The sequence below is a fragment of the Nocardia caishijiensis NBRC 108228 genome, from assembly GCF_001612825.1.
GTDB lineage: Bacteria > Actinomycetota > Actinomycetes > Mycobacteriales > Mycobacteriaceae > Nocardia > Nocardia caishijiensis.
Window position 1 is genome coordinate 135,126 of the sequence record NZ_BDBE01000034.1, and the last position, 14,690, is coordinate 149,815.

13 protein-coding genes are annotated in these 14,690 nt (G+C 67.8%); 8 read left to right on the top strand and 5 right to left on the bottom strand.

Features of this window, described 5'->3' with window-relative positions:
• The first annotated feature begins 107 nt into the window (after window positions 1–107).
• Together NC7_RS18800 and ahcY are read left to right on the top strand one after the other, a co-directional pair.
• Window positions 108–1,265, top strand: coding sequence for an alkane 1-monooxygenase (locus tag NC7_RS18800; RefSeq protein ID WP_067984909.1), 1,158 nt, complete (start codon window positions 108–110; stop codon window positions 1,263–1,265).
• 56 nt (window positions 1,266–1,321) lie between these two features.
• Window positions 1,322–2,803, top strand: coding sequence for an adenosylhomocysteinase (ahcY, locus tag NC7_RS18805; RefSeq protein ID WP_067984912.1), 1,482 nt, complete (start codon window positions 1,322–1,324; stop codon window positions 2,801–2,803).
• Between the two features lie 138 nt (window positions 2,804–2,941).
• On the opposite strand, the gene NC7_RS18810 is transcribed toward ahcY, so the two are convergent.
• Window positions 2,942–3,199 (bottom strand): hypothetical protein, encoded by a 258-nt coding sequence (locus NC7_RS18810; RefSeq protein ID WP_067984914.1) that lies wholly within the window; start codon window positions 3,197–3,199, stop codon window positions 2,942–2,944.
• A gap of 119 nt (window positions 3,200–3,318) precedes the next feature.
• On the opposite strand from NC7_RS18810, the gene NC7_RS18815 reads away from it, so the two are divergent.
• The 6 genes from NC7_RS18815 (at window position 3,319) to hpf (ending at window position 9,889) form a co-directional block, all read left to right on the top strand.
• On the top strand, window positions 3,319–3,966 hold the full coding sequence (locus NC7_RS18815) for a dTMP kinase (RefSeq protein ID WP_067984916.1): 648 nt from the start codon (window positions 3,319–3,321) through the stop codon (window positions 3,964–3,966).
• Between the two features lie 77 nt (window positions 3,967–4,043).
• Window positions 4,044–4,721 (top strand): MtrAB system response regulator MtrA, encoded by a 678-nt coding sequence (gene mtrA, locus NC7_RS18820; protein WP_067491393.1) that lies wholly within the window; start codon window positions 4,044–4,046, stop codon window positions 4,719–4,721.
• 22 nt (window positions 4,722–4,743) lie between these two features.
• Complete coding sequence (mtrB, locus tag NC7_RS18825; RefSeq protein ID WP_084458596.1) at window positions 4,744–6,465, top strand: MtrAB system histidine kinase MtrB; 1,722 nt, start codon at window positions 4,744–4,746, stop codon at window positions 6,463–6,465.
• Window positions 6,462–8,258 carry an MtrAB system accessory lipoprotein LpqB gene (gene lpqB / locus NC7_RS18830; protein WP_067984918.1) on the top strand — a complete coding sequence of 599 codons (1,797 nt, stop codon included), beginning with the start codon at window positions 6,462–6,464 and terminating at the stop codon, window positions 8,256–8,258. The genes mtrB and lpqB overlap by 4 nt, the downstream gene beginning before the upstream one ends.
• Window positions 8,259–8,291: 33 nt before the next feature.
• On the top strand, window positions 8,292–8,936 hold the full coding sequence (locus NC7_RS18835; protein WP_067984921.1) for a ComF family protein: 645 nt from the start codon (window positions 8,292–8,294) through the stop codon (window positions 8,934–8,936).
• A gap of 257 nt (window positions 8,937–9,193) precedes the next feature.
• Entirely contained in the window at window positions 9,194–9,889 is a 696-nt protein-coding gene (hpf, locus tag NC7_RS18840; RefSeq protein ID WP_067984923.1) for a ribosome hibernation-promoting factor, HPF/YfiA family, read from the top strand.
• Window positions 9,890–9,937: 48 nt separating this feature from the next.
• Here hpf and bluB read toward each other — a convergent pair whose 3' ends face one another.
• From bluB to NC7_RS18860, 4 genes are all read right to left on the bottom strand, one after another.
• Window positions 9,938–10,573 (bottom strand): 5,6-dimethylbenzimidazole synthase, encoded by a 636-nt coding sequence (gene bluB, locus NC7_RS18845; protein WP_067984925.1) that lies wholly within the window; start codon window positions 10,571–10,573, stop codon window positions 9,938–9,940.
• 23 nt (window positions 10,574–10,596) lie between these two features.
• Window positions 10,597–11,838 (bottom strand): fatty acid desaturase family protein, encoded by a 1,242-nt coding sequence (locus NC7_RS18850; protein WP_067984927.1) that lies wholly within the window; start codon window positions 11,836–11,838, stop codon window positions 10,597–10,599.
• A gap of 94 nt (window positions 11,839–11,932) precedes the next feature.
• Complete coding sequence (locus NC7_RS18855) at window positions 11,933–13,267, bottom strand: fatty acid desaturase family protein (protein WP_067984929.1); 1,335 nt, start codon at window positions 13,265–13,267, stop codon at window positions 11,933–11,935.
• A gap of 161 nt (window positions 13,268–13,428) precedes the next feature.
• Entirely contained in the window at window positions 13,429–14,559 is a 1,131-nt protein-coding gene (locus NC7_RS18860) for a ferredoxin reductase (protein WP_067984931.1), read from the bottom strand.
• Between the last annotated feature and the right edge of the window lie 131 nt (window positions 14,560–14,690).

Genomic DNA, 14,690 nt, shown 5'->3' on the forward strand with positions numbered 1-14,690 from the left:
GGTGATGTAACCATCACCACGTTTGAGGAGCGGCCGCTGTGTAACGTGCCCATGGTCTGTCAGTATTCACATCCGTCGGCAATTGGTCTTTTTGTAGCGGAGCGGGTGTGCAAACGGTTGGCAAACCGGGGGGTTTTCGTGATCCCAAACGGTATCTGTGGGCTCTCGGGCTGATCGCACCGGCCAGTGCCCTGCTGCCCTCCCAGCTCGTCTACCGCACCGGCGCCGAAGCCTTCTGGTGGATCGGTCCCGTGATCGTGCTGATCGCCATCCCCGTTCTGGACTGGATCGTCGGCGAGGACGGCAACAATCCGCGCGACGAGGACTACGAAGCGCTCTCGCGTGACCGCTACTACCGCTGGTGCACCTATCTGTTCCTACCGGTCCAGCTGGTCGGGCTGCTGCTGGCCTGTGCCATGTGGGCGGGCAACGACCTCGATGTCGTCGACAAGCTCGGCCTCGCCGCCACCGTCGGCTTCGTCAGCGGCATCGGCATCAACGCCGCCCACGAATTGGGCCACCGCGTGGAGCGTGCTGAAAGATTGCTGTCGAAGATCGCGCTCGCCCAGTCCGGCTACGGGCACTTCTTCGTGGAACACAACCGCGGCCACCACGCGCGGGTGGCCACCCCCGAGGATCCGGCCAGCGCGCGCCTGGGCGAGTCGCTGTGGGAGTTCTTGCCGCGCAGCGTGATCGGCGGCTTCCGTTCGGCACTCCAACTCGAGCGCGCGCGCCTGGCCAGGAAGGGTCTGCGGTGGTGGCATCCCACCAACCAGATCCTGCAGGCCTGGTCGATGTCGGCGGTGCTGTTCGGTTCGCTGGTGCTCGTCTTCGGGTTCGCGATCGTGCCGTGGCTCGCGCTGCAGGCGGCGATCGGGGTGATGCTGCTCGAGACGGTCAACTACGTCGAGCACTACGGACTGCTGCGCGCACGCAAGCCCAACGGCCGCTACGAGCGCTGCTCCCCGCGCGACAGCTGGAACTCCGACCGCCTGGTCACCAACATCTTCCTGTTCCATCTGCAGCGTCACAGCGACCACCACGCCAACCCCGGCCGTCGCTACCAGACCCTGCGCAGCACCAGCGAGTCGCCGCAGCTGCCCGCGGGCTACGCGACGATGATCCTGCTCGCCGCCGTCCCGCCCCTGTGGCGTGCGGTGATGGACCCCCGGGTGGCCGCCCACTACGGCGGGGATCTGAGCCTGGCGAACGTGGCGCCCGTCAAACAGCGGCGGTTGCTGGCCAGATACCGCGCCACCGCCTGACTCCGACCTGGGCGGAGGCGGAAACAGCAGCGCCCGCAGACGGTAGCCTTGCCTGCGTGACGACCTCAGAACTCTCCCCGCGCACCGAGCTCACCGCTGACGTCCGCAACGGCATCGATTACAAGGTGGCAGATCTGTCGCAGGCCGAATTCGGCCGCAAAGAGATCCGCCTGGCCGAGCACGAGATGCCGGGCCTGATGGCGCTGCGCCGTGAATACCACGACGTGCAGCCGCTGAAGGGCGCCCGTGTCTCCGGTTCCCTGCACATGACGGTGCAGACCGCTGTCCTGATCGAAACGCTGGTCGACCTCGGCGCGCAGGTCCGCTGGGCGTCGTGCAACATCTTCTCCACCCAGGACCACGCCGCCGCCGCGGTCGTCGTCGGGCCGCACGGCACCGTCGACGAGCCCAAGGGCGTGCCGGTCTTCGCGTGGAAGGGCGAGACCCTCGAGGAGTACTGGTGGGCCGCCGAGCAGATGCTCACCTGGCCCGGCGAGCCCGCCAACATGATCCTCGACGACGGTGGTGACGCCACCATGCTCGTGCTGCGCGGCGCGCAGTTCGAGAAGGCCGGGGTCGTCCCGCCCGCCGACGCGGACCACTCCGCCGAGTACACGGTGTTCCTGAACCTGCTGCGCGAGAGCCTCGAGCGCGACAACACCAAGTGGGGCACCATCGCCGACTCGGTCAAGGGCGTCACCGAGGAGACCACCACCGGCGTGCTGCGCCTGTACCAGTTCGCGGCCGCGGGCGAGCTGGTGTTCCCGGCGATCAACGTCAACGACTCGGTCACCAAGTCCAAGTTCGACAACAAGTACGGCACCCGCCACTCGCTGATCGACGGCATCAACCGTGGCACCGATGTGCTCATCGGTGGCAAGAAGGTGCTGATCTGCGGTTACGGCGACGTCGGCAAGGGCTGCGCGGAATCGCTGGCGGGCCAGGGCGCACGCGTGCAGGTGACCGAGATCGACCCGATCAACGCCCTGCAGGCGCTGATGGACGGCTACGACGTGGTCACCGTGGAGCAGGCCATCGGCGACGCCGACATCGTCATCACCTCCACCGGCAACAAGGACATCATCACCCTCGACCACATGAAGGCGATGAAGGATCACTCGATCCTCGGCAACATCGGCCACTTCGACAACGAGATCGACATGGCCGCGCTGGAGCGTTCGGGCGCGACCCGGATCAACATCAAGCCGCAGGTCGACGAGTGGACCTTCGACTCGGGCAAGGCCATCATCGTGCTGTCGGAGGGTCGTCTGCTCAACCTGGGCAACGCCACCGGACACCCCTCGTTCGTGATGTCGAACAGCTTCTCCAACCAGGTCATCGCCCAGATCGAGCTGTGGACCAAGCCGGAGGAGTACGACAACGAGGTCTACCGCCTGCCCAAGCACCTCGACGAGAAGGTCGCCAAGATCCACGTCGAGGCCCTCGGCGGCACCCTCACCAAGCTCACCAAGGACCAGGCCGAGTACATCGGCGTGGACGTGGAAGGCCCGTACAAGCCGGACCACTACCGCTACTGAGCCGACACCCGGTGGCCCGTCGACCGTTCCGGTCGGCGGGCCACCGTCGTCTCCGCCCCAGCGGTGGGGTGTTGCGGATGCTGATCAGGCCGCACAGCGGGGCGCGGCCCGCGTGAGCCACGGGCCGCGCCCGAAAGGTCAGCTCAGCAGCAAGCAGAGGGGGAGGGGTACCACGACTTCGAGCAGGAGGCAGCCTGCCAGTTCGGCCGAGCCGCGCGCGGCCGACCCCGCGGCGGCGGAGCCCGCGGACGCGGAGCCGGAGAGCAGGCCCGGGTGGTTGTGGTGACCGTGGCGGATCGGGTCGACGGGGGCGGCCGAGGCCGTGCCCGCGCTGGCGAAAGCGAGTCCGAGAGCCGTGGCGGCGACGGCGGTGTGCAGGGCGATGCGTGAGCGCATGGTGACTCCTGGGTAGAACAGACTCTGAAATGAAATCACCTCACAATCTCCGAATGGGCCGGAATCGCCGGAGTGGCTCGCGTCGAAGGGCGTGGCATGCGGCGCGGTAATCTCACGGCATGGGTGTGTTGATCGCGGTGGAAGGGCTCGACGGGGCGGGGAAACGCACGCTCATCGACGGGCTCGTCGACGAACTGTCCGCGAAAGGGCTCCGGGCGGGCAGTCTCGCCTTTCCGCGATACGGCCGATCGATACACGCCGACCTCGCGGCCGAGGCATTGCGCGGGGCGCACGGCGATCTCGCCGGATCCATCAACGCCATGGCGATCATGTTCGCCCTCGACCGCGCCGACGCGAGCGCGGAGCTGTCGAACCTGTTGGACGCCAACGACATCGTGATCCTCGATCGCTGGGTCGCCTCCAACGCCGCCTATTCGGCGGCCCGGGCAGTGCAGGACGCCGACGGCGAAATCGTCGCCTGGGTGGGCGATCTGGAGTATGGCAGGCTCGGGCGCCCGGCGCCGGACCTCACCGTCCTGCTCGACGTCGGCACCGACGTGGCCGCCGAACGTGCCCGGCGCCGTGGCGAACTCGACACCGCGCGAGCCCTCGACGCCTACGAGAAGGACAGCGGTCTGCAGCGGCGCACCGGCGAGGTCTATCGTGAATTGGCCGATCGCGATTGGTTCGGCCGGTGGTGGACATACCGATCCGAACACGACCGGCCCGCGCTGCTCACTGTGTGCACGGAAATTCTTGCCGGATAAGGTTGGATAAGCGACGGGTTCACACCATTAATGGCGTGGCGGCCCGATCCTGGCCTGGAAGATGACAACATAGGATTATGAAGCCCAAGATTCTGGTCGTCGACGACGATATGGCACTCGCTGAGATGCTGACCATCGTCTTGCGCGGGGAAGGGTTCGACCCGCACGTGGTCGGCGACGGCACGCAGGCCCTGTCGGCGGTGCGGGAGATCCGCCCCGACCTGGTTTTGCTGGACCTGATGCTGCCCGGCATGAACGGCATCGACGTATGCCGCGTCCTGCGGGCCGATTCCGGCGTTCCGATCGTGATGCTCACCGCCAAGACCGACACCGTCGACGTGGTCCTCGGTCTCGAGTCCGGCGCCGACGACTACATCGTCAAGCCGTTCAAGCCCAAGGAACTCGTCGCCCGCGTGCGTGCGCGCCTGCGTCGCACCGAGGACGAACCGGCCGAGCTGCTCTCGATCGCCGACATCGTCATCGACGTGCCCGCGCACAAGGTGACCCGAGGTGGCACGCAGATCTCGCTCACCCCACTGGAGTTCGACCTGCTGGTGGCGCTGGCACGCAAACCGCGTCAGGTGTTCACCCGTGAGGTGCTCCTCGAGCAGGTGTGGGGTTACCGGCACGCCGCCGACACCCGCCTGGTGAACGTGCACGTGCAGCGGCTGCGCGCCAAGGTCGAGAAGGACCCGGAGAACCCGGAGATCGTGTTGACCGTGCGCGGCGTCGGATACAAGGCCGGACCGCCGTGATCGGTCGCTGTGAGGCGCCGCGGTGACCGACGGGCTCATCGCGCGGCTGCGGCGGTGGGCGACCCCGGTGCTCGACTGGTTCCAGACCATCGGCACCGCGCTGGGTCACCTCTGGCGTCGCTCGCTGCAATTGCGGGTCATCGTCTCCACGCTGACCCTCTCCCTCATCGTGATCACGATCCTCGGGGTCGTGCTGACCGGTCAGATCACCGACCGGCTCCTCGAAGCCAAGATCAACGCGGCGGTCGAGGAGATGGATCGTGCGCGCAGCACGATCGAGAACGAGCTGAGCGGTGTCGAGGGCGCCAACAGCCGCCAGCAGCAACTGGCCGACGCGCGCAGCGCGCTGTCCAGCCGAGGCGGCACCGGCCAATCCACGGGCGCCGCCGGTAGTTTCGACTCGGCGCTGGCCATGGTCGGCGGGACCCCGCCGCAGGAGATCACCACCGATCTCATCTCCGAGGTGCCCCAGGAACTGCGCCGGTTCGTGCAGCGCAGCCAGGTGTCCTACCAGTTCACCACTGTCGCCGACCCGGACGGTTACCGTGGCCGCGCGCTGATCATCGGCAGTCCGAGCGCCGAGATCGCGACGCTGGAGATCTACCTGATCTTCCCGCTGGCCAGCGAGGAGTCGAGCCTGTCGCTGATGCGCGGCACGATGCTGATCGGTGGCGTGGTGCTGTTGGTGTTGCTCGCCGCGATCACCGCGCTGGTCACCCGGCAGGTGGTGCTGCCGATCCGGTCGGCCGCCCGCATCGCGGGCCGTTTCGCCGACGGCAGGCTGAAGGAACGCATGCTGGTGCGCGGCGAGGACGACATGGCCCGGCTCGCGCAGGCGTTCAACGAGATGGCCGAGAGCCTGTCCAACCAGATCACCCAGCTCGAGGAATTCGGCAACCTGCAACGCCGGTTCACCTCCGATGTCAGCCACGAGCTGCGCACCCCGCTCACCACGGTGCGCATGGCCGCCGACCTCATCCATGGTTCCAGCGACGATCTCGACCCCGCGCTCGCGCGCAGTTCGGAGCTGCTGGTCAACGAGCTCGACCGATTCGAAGGTCTGCTCAATGACCTGCTCGAGATCTCGCGCCACGACGCCGGTGTGGCCGAACTGCAGATCGAGTCCCTCGACGTCCGCATGTGCGCCAGGGCCGCGATCACGACGGTGCGGCACCTGGCCAAGGACGCCGGGGTCGAGCTGGTGGTGGATCTGCCGGAGGAACCGGTGGTCGCCGAGGTCGATCCGCGCCGCGTCGAACGGGTGTTGCGCAATCTGCTCGCCAACGCGATCGACCACTCCGAGGGCAAACCGGTCCTCATCCGGATGCGCGGCGACGGCGAGTCCAATGCCGTGGCAACGGTCGTGCGCGACCAGGGTGTCGGCCTGCGACCGGGTGAGGAGAAGCTGGTGTTCAACCGGTTCTGGCGCTCGGATCCCTCGCGGGTACGCCGCTCCGGCGGCACCGGTCTCGGGCTGTCGATCAGTGTCGAGGACGCCAATCTGCACGAAGGTCGCCTGGAGGCCTGGGGCGATCCGGGTGTCGGAGCCAGCTTCCGGCTGCTGCTGCCGATGGTGCGCGGCCGCAAACTCGGCCCGAGCCCGCTGGCACTGGAACCGATGCTGCGCAAGGTGCCCGCGTTACCGGAGGCCGAGCCGGAACCCGAGGTCCTCGACAGTCCCCAGCGCGACGCCGACAACGACGAGGACGCCGCGGCGACCGAGACCGGAGACCGAGAGTCATGAGCAGAGCGGGTGGTGTTCGCCAGGGGATCGGGCTGTTCGCGCTTGTCTGTCTGCTCGTCCTCACCGGATGCGCGAGCCTGCCGGAATCGTCGGCACCGCAGGCGCTCGGCACCATCGAGCGCGCGCCGACCTCGGCCGGTCCGCCGCCGCCGGAGCCGGGGCGTGACCCCGACCTGCTGGTCGGCGACTTCCTCGGTGCCAGCGCCGACCCGACCAACCGGCACGCCGCGGCCCGCCAGTACATGCGCGACGAAACGGCGGGGGAGTGGAACGACGAGGCGAGCATCACGATCGTCGACCGGCCCGACACGCTGCGCGAATCCCGCACCGGCGATCGGGCGACCTATGTGGTGCGCGCCCGCAAGGTGGGCGAGCTCGGCCGCGACGGCGCCTACCGCGCCGTCGACGGCATGCTCGAGAACAAGATCGAGATGAGCAAGATCGACGGCGAGTGGCGCATCACCGACCTACCCGACGGTGTGGTGATGGATTCCGCGTCGTTCGTGAGCACCTACCAGCGCTATGTCCTGTACTACTTCGACAGCTCCGCGCAGCTGCTCGTCCCCGATCCGCGCTGGATCTCGGTGCCGCGTGGGCAGCTCACCGAGCGACTCGTCGGCCTGCTCAGCGGCGGTCCACAGCCCGGCATCGCCGGAGTCGTCCGCAACCTGCTCGCCCCGCCCACCGCGGTGCGCAGCCCGATCACCAAGGCGGAGAACGACCCCGGCGAAGTGGGCGTCGGGATCGGTGGCGTGCGCATCGATTTCGGCGGGATCGCGACGCTCGACCAGCGCGGGCGTGAACTGCTGGCCGCCCAGGTGGTGACGACCCTCTCGCGCGCCGACATCCTCGGCCCGTATGTGCTGCTCGCCGACGGCAAACCGCTCGACGAGCGTTTCGCGAACGGGTGGTCGGCCGCCGATGTCGACCAGTTCAGCGCGGCGACGGCTGGACAGAACAAGATCGGCTTGCACGCGCTGCGCAACGGCACCCTCGTCCAGGTGACGCCGGACGGGATCGTCGCGCCGAGCGGCGCGTTCGGTGAGGCGACCAACCTGCAGTCGGTCGGCATCTCCTCCGACGGCCAGTTCGTCGCCGCCGTCGCCGACACGGGACGACCGGCGCCGGAGCCCGGCCGTACCCTGCTGATCGGCAACTACGGCGCGGGTGCGTTCGGCGTGGTCGAGGCGGCGAGTATCGCCCGGCCGTCGTGGACCATGGACGGCGGTGCCGCGTGGACCGTGCTCGACGAGCAACGCGTGGTGCGGGCGGTCACCGACCGCGCCACCGGCAATGTGTCGCTGCAGGACGTGGACACCTCGGCGCTGTTCGAAGGTGCGGGAGCGCCGCGACCGCCGATCACCGAGGTGGTCGTGTCGCGCACCGGGGTGCGGGCCGCGTTGATCGCCGACGGCAAGGTGTACGTGGCGGTGATCGAACGCAGGCCGGACGGCAGATACGCACTCACCTCGCCGCTGCCGGTGGCGATCGGGCTCAGTACGCCCGCGGTGTCGTTGAGCTGGGTCACCGGTGACACCCTGATGGTCGCCCGGGAGGGCAACGTCGACCCGGTGTTCACCGTGTCCATCGACGGCTCGCAGTTCACCCCGGTGACCTCGCAGAACCTGACTCCGCCCGTCCGGGTGGTCACGGCGACCCAGTCCACCCAGTACGTCGCCGATTCCCGGGCGGTGCTGCAACTGCAAACGGCCGACCCCACCCGCACCGACCGTTTCTGGCGCGAGGTGCCCGGGCTCACCGGCGAAGGCGTGGTCCCGGTCCTGCCGAGCTGAATCTGTCGGTGCCCGCTGTCATGCTCACCGGCTATGAGAGCTCTGGTTGATCTCTTGCTGCCGGTCCGCTGCGGCGGTTGCGCGCGGGTTGGCACGCCGTGGTGCGCCGCGTGCGCGGCGGAGTTGGCGGCGGGGCCGGTGCGGGTGCGGCCGCGGACCGATCCCGGCGTCGCGTGCTGGGCGCTTCGCCCGTATCGGGGCCCGGCCCGGCGGGCGGTGCTGGCCGCCAAGGAACACGGCCGACGCGATCTGGCCGACCCGCTCGGCGTCGCCCTGGCCTCGGCATTGACCCGGTTACGGTCCGCTGATCGCCCCCTGGTGCTGATTCCGGCGCCCACCCGGGCAGCGGCGGCCAGGCGCCGCGGTGGCGATCCCGTCGCCCGTTCCACGGCCTGCGCCGCGCGGTGGCTGATCGATTGCCGAGCGGTCGGTCTTCTTCGCCTGCGGCCAGGAGTCCGCGATTCCGTCGGGCTCGACTCGCGCGAGCGTGCGCACAATCTCGCACACAAGATCATCGCCGTGTCCCCCGCCACCGCACTGGGTGCGATTCCGGCGAATGCCGAGGTAGTGCTGGTCGACGACGTCTTGACCACCGGCGCCACCGCCACCGAATCGATACGTGTTCTTAGCCGGATCGGCATACATCCGTGCGCTGTTTTGGTGACCTGTGCGGCTTGACGCAGCGAAATTTGCGTGAACAGTGGCGGACTCGTCCGTGGCGGACTAGCGTCGCGAACACACACCGAACACCGCGCCTGAAGCGGCGGGCCGAAGGCGGTAGCGCAGCGTAACCACGGAGGCCCTCGCGAAGGCGCAAGTCAACACAGCTTCTGGGAGGTGGCGCCGCGAACTCTGGTGTCGAGCGATTCCCGATCGGCACAGCTCAATCCCGCCGCACTCGCTCTGGTGTGCGGCCATATCCGGGAGGTACTCGCGTGACGACTTCTGCACGGGCATCAGTGCACGATGCTGACCCTTCGGCACTGGAAAACGGTGCCGCCGACTCGACTCGGACACCCCACGCGGAAGTGGTGGTCTCCGGTCGTAATGTCGAAGTACCCGACCACTATCGAATCTATGTTTCGGAGAAGCTCTCCCGGCTGGAGCGTTTCGATCCGTCGATCTTCCTCTTCGATGTGGAGCTGTTCCACGAGCGCAACCGTCGTCAACGTAAGGCCTGCCAGCGCGTCGAGATCACCGCACGCGGGCGCGGCCCGATCGTGCGGGCCGAGGCGTGCGCCGACAGCTTCTATGCCGCTTTCGAGTCGGCTTCACAGAAGATCGAGAGCAGGCTGCGCAGGTCGAAGGACAAGCGCCGGGTGGTGCACTACGGGGACAAGACGCCCGTCTCGGTAGCGCAGGCCACGGCATCCCTGGTCGACGACTCGCTGTTCGCCCAGACCAACGGGCATGTGGCGCACGAGCACGAGGAGGAGCCGCAGGACGAGGGTCCCGGCCACATCGTGCGCACCAAGGACCATCCGGCCACGCCGATGACGGTCGACGACGCCCTGTACCAGATGGAACTGGTCGGGCACGATTTCTTCCTCTTCCACGACAAGGAAAGCGATCAGCCCTCGGTGGTCTATCGCCGACACGCCTTCGACTACGGTCTGATCCGGCTGGTCTGACCGCATCCGAACTCCGGGCACCCGTCGTCGCGGGTGCCCGGATCACGTTCAGCCGCCGAACTTCTCGTAGTGCACGGCCTCGGTGAGCGCCCGCCGTGCCCGCCAGCCGAACCGTTCCAGATCCGGCACCTGCTGGAATTCGCGCACCGGTCCGACGCACAGCCAGGCGACGGGCGTGATGCCCTCGGGCAGTCCGGCCAGGTCGCTCAGGAACTCGGGCTCGTAGAACGACACCCAGCCGACTCCGATCCGCTCGGCGGTCGCGGCCAACCACAGGTTCTGGATGGCGAGCACCGTCGAATACACGCCGGTCTCGGGGACGCTGGCCCGGCCGAGCACCTGCGGTCCACCGCGTCGGTTGTCGTGGGTGACGATGATCCCGGTACCGCTCTCGACGATCCCCTCGATCTTGATCGGGTCGAAGGTCGCGGCCCGGTCGGCGGGCAACGCGTCGCGGAACTCGGCCCGCTTGACCGCCACGTGGTCCGCGAAGCGACGCAAGGTCGCCGCGTCGCGGACCACCACGAAGTCCCACGGCTGGGAGTTGCCGACGCTCGGCGCCCGGTGGGCGGCGGACAGGATCCGCCACAGCGTGTCGTCGTCGACGAGGTCGCCGGTGAATTCGGCGCGCACATCGCGACGCAGCCGGATCGCGTCGTAGACGCTCAGTTGCTCAGCACACACCGGTGCAGTGTGGCATTGCGAGCTCAGGCCGACTTACGCGCCATCCGTCGTCCGGCGGCCAGCGCGGTGCGCAGACCGCGCCTGCGACCGGTCACCGGGTCGATCGTCGGCACGGCCTTGCCCTCGAACAGGCGCTCCGACTTGGTCTCCGGTGCGTCGTCGGCGGTGTGGCGCAGGTACTTGTTCGGCAGCGACAGCTTGAGGATGGTGCGCCACGACTTGAAGTACTGCACCGGCAGTGAGCCGGTGGTGTAGGGCAGGTCGTACTTATCGGCCAGCTCGCGCACCCGCACCGCGATGGCGGCGTAGCGGTTGCTCGGCAGGTCGGGGAACAGGTGGTGTTCGATCTGGTGGCTGAGGTTGCCGGTCATGAAGTGCATGACCGGGCCGCCGCTGATGTTCGCGCTGCCGAGCATCTGCCGCAGGTACCACTCGCCCTGGGTCTCGTTCTCGATGTCGGCCTTGGTGAACTTCTCGGCGCCGTCGGGGAAGTGGCCGCAGAAGATCACCGCGTTGGTCCAGACGTTGCGCACCACATTGGCGGCGAAATTGGCCGTGAGGGTGGAGAAGAACGAGGGGCCGGTGAGCAGCGGGAAGATCACGTAGTCCTTGGCGGCCTGCTTACCGATCTTCTTGAGCACCAGCTTGCGGTCGGCGTCGAACTGCTTCCATTCCGGAGAGTCCTTGTCCCACTTCTTCTTCGCCACCTTGCCCAGCTCGAGGTGCTGGATCGCGACGCCGTACTCGAACAGCGCCTGCAGCAGGAAGTTGTAAATCGGGTTGCCCAGGTAGAACGGCATCCAACGCTGATCGCGGGTGACGCGCAGCAGGCCGTAGCCGATGTCGTCGTCCATGCCGAGGACATTGGTGTACTTGTGGTGCAGGAAGTTGTGGGTGATCTTCCAGTGCGCCGACGGGCCCGCGTTGTCCCACTCCCAGGAGGTGGAGTGGATCTCCGGATCGTTCATCCAGTCCCACTGCCCGTGCATGACGTTGTGCCCGATCTCCATGTTCTCGATGATCTTGGCGGTGCCGAGCAGGGCGACCCCGGCCAGCCAGGCCGGGGGTAGGAAGCTGGCGAACAGCACGGTGCGGCCGCTGATCTCCAGGGCTCGCTGTAACCGGATGACGTTGCGGATATACCGGGCGTCGGCCTCGCCTCGCGAGGATTCGATTTCGCGGCGGATCGCGTCGAACTCCGCACCGAGAGCTTCGACATCCGCGGCGGTGAGGTGCGCGTATTCCTTGACATCCGAGATCGCCATGGCGGTTACAGTACCGTAGGTTACGAGAGCGTAGGTTGGCGATTTCGGTGCTGGATTGTGGGATGTGTCCTATTGCGCAATCGAGACGCAGATGTTATCTGAGACCGCGCGCCCTTTTCCGGAGTGCGGCCTTTTCCTGCCTCGCCCGCTGCTTGAGCGCCGCCTTGGCCTCGCGCAGGACTTCCTTCTCGTGCCGGGCCTTCGCCTCGAGGGCCACCTTGGCGTCGTGCAGTGCCGACCGCAGGCCGAGGCGCTTGCCCGTCTCGGGATCGACCCGCAGCGCCTCGGGCAGCGAGATGCCGTGGAACTTGCGCTCCGAGGACGTCTCGGGGGCATCGTCGGCGGTGCGCTTGAGGAATCGGTCGGGCAGGGCGAGCTTGTGGATGGTGCGGAAGGCCAGCAGGTACTGCTTGCCGAGCGAACCCGTGGTGTAGGGCAGGTCGTACTTGTCGCACAGCTGACGGACCTGGGCCGCGACCTCCGGGTACCGGTTGCTCGGCAGGTCGGGGAACAGGTGGTGTTCGATCTGGTAGCAGAGGTTGCCGCTCATGAACGCCATGGCCGGGCCCGCTTTGAAGTTGGCGCTGCCGAGCATCTGGCGCAGGTACCACTCGCCCTGGGTCTCGCCGTCGAGCTGTTCGATGGTGAACTTCTCGGCGCCGTCGGGGAAGTGGCCACAGAAGATCACCGCGTAGGCCCACAGATTGCGCACCAGGTTGGCCGTGGTGTTGGCCTTGAGTGTCGATTTCCAGGCCGGACCGGTGAGCGCCGGGAAGAGCACGAAGTCCTTGACGACCTGGCGGCCCGCCTTGCGCGCGAAATCCTTGTTGGGCTCGGAGAGCAACTGCTTGGCCGGGATGCCCGCCAGTTCCTTCTCGATGCCGAGGTCGTGCAGGGCGATACCCCACTCGAAGGTGGCGGCGAGCAGCAGGTTGGCGGCGGGCTGCACCAGGTGCTTGGGGTGCCAGGCCTCGTCGCGGGTCATCCGCAGGATGCCGAAACCGAGGTCCTCGTCCTTGCCGAGCACGTTGGTGTAGGTGTGGTGGGAGTAGTTGTGCGCCCGACGCCACTGCGCCGAGGTGCCGGTCATGTCCCACTCCCAGCTGGTCGAGTGGATCTCGGGATCGTTCATCCAATCCCACTGCCCGTGGCTCACGTTGTGCCCGAGCTCCATGTTCTCGATGATCTTGGCGACCGACAGCAGCGCCGTACCGCCGAGCCAGGCCCAGCGGTTGCGGCTGCCGAACAGGACCGCGCGACCCGCCACCTCGAGGGCGCGCTGCGCGGCGATGGTGCGGCGGATGTATTTGGCGTCGCGCTCGCCGCGCGAGGTCTCGACGGACCGGCGGATCGAGTCGAGTTCTTTGCCCAGGGTCTCGATGTCGGCCGCCGTCAGATGAGCGAAGGCCTGGATATCGGTGATGGCCACCGGGGTCCTCTCTTGTTCGGTTGACGGCCGTTGCGCTCGGTCCACACACGAGGAGTCCGGCGGTGACGCTGCGGCGTCACTGCCTAGACCAGCCGCTGCCGGTCAGTCATATGACCGGCGCATGATTCGAGGATACCCGTAACCGAAGCGTGACGGTTGGATCAGATGTCGAGTGTGCAGTCGCCCGCCGCGGCGGAGATGCAGGTCTGAACCTTGTCGCCCGGCTGGCGTTCGTCACCGTTGCGCAGATCGCGGGCATGACCGGCCGACAGCGTCACCACGCAGGTCTGGCAGATGCCCATCCGGCAGCCGAACGGCAGCTGCACGCCGACCGACTCGCCCGCCTCGAGCAGGCTGGTCGCGCCGTCGACGGTGAGGGAGCGCCCGGTGGTGCCGAAGGTGACGGTGCCACCCTCACCGACCGCGGAGCGCTCCACCTCGAACCGCTCGACGTGCAGCTTGTCCGCGATGCCCGCCGCCCGCCAGTGCGCTTCGATGGCGTCGAGCATCGGCGCGGGACCGCACGCCCACGTCTCGCGTTCGCGCCAGTCGGGGTACAGCTCGTCCAGGCTTGCCAGCGCGAACAGGCCCTGTTCGTCGGTGAGCTGCAGGTGCGAGACGAAGCTCGGGTGCTTGTCGTGCAGAGCGCGCAGTTCGGCACCGAACATCACGTCGGCGTCGGTCGGGGCGGAATGCACGTGCACCACGTCGTGGACGCCGTCGCGGCGGTCCATGGTGCGCAGCATCGACATCACCGGGGTGATGCCGCTGCCCGCGGTGAGGAAGAGCACCTTCTCCGGCACCGGCTGGGGCAGCACGAACCCGCCCTGGGGCGCGGCGAGGCGGACGATGGTGCCCGCCGCCACCCCGTTGACCAGGTGGCTGGAGAGCTTGCCCTCGGGCATGGCCTTCACGGCGATGGAGATGAGCCGCTTGCCACCCTCGCCGGTCCAGTCCGGCGGGCAGGTGAGCGAGTAGGAACGCCAGTTCCAGCGGCCGTCGATGAGGATGCCGATGCCGATGTACTGACCCGGCTGATACTTGAAGTCGAACCCCCAGCCCGGCTTGATGACCAGCGTCGCCGAGTCGGCGGTCTCCTTCTTCACGTCGACGATGCGCCCACGCAGTTCCCGCGCCGACCACAGCGGATTGGCCAGGTGCAGGTAGTCGTCGGGCAGCAGGGGTGTGGTCACCCGGGCGACCGCGCCGCGTAGCACGTTCAGCTTGCCGCCGCGATCGGCGACCTGCGCCGCCGGTGCCTCGAGCCATTCCCGGAACTTGTTCAGGACCATGCCGCCGTTTTCTCCCTGTCGTGCATCAATGCCACCCGTGGGGTGGCTCGCTCGCAGCCAGGTTACGGCATCGTAGGTTTGGCGCCAGCCGAAGGACTGGGCGTTCTCGGCGCGTCCCCGCCTCTGGACTG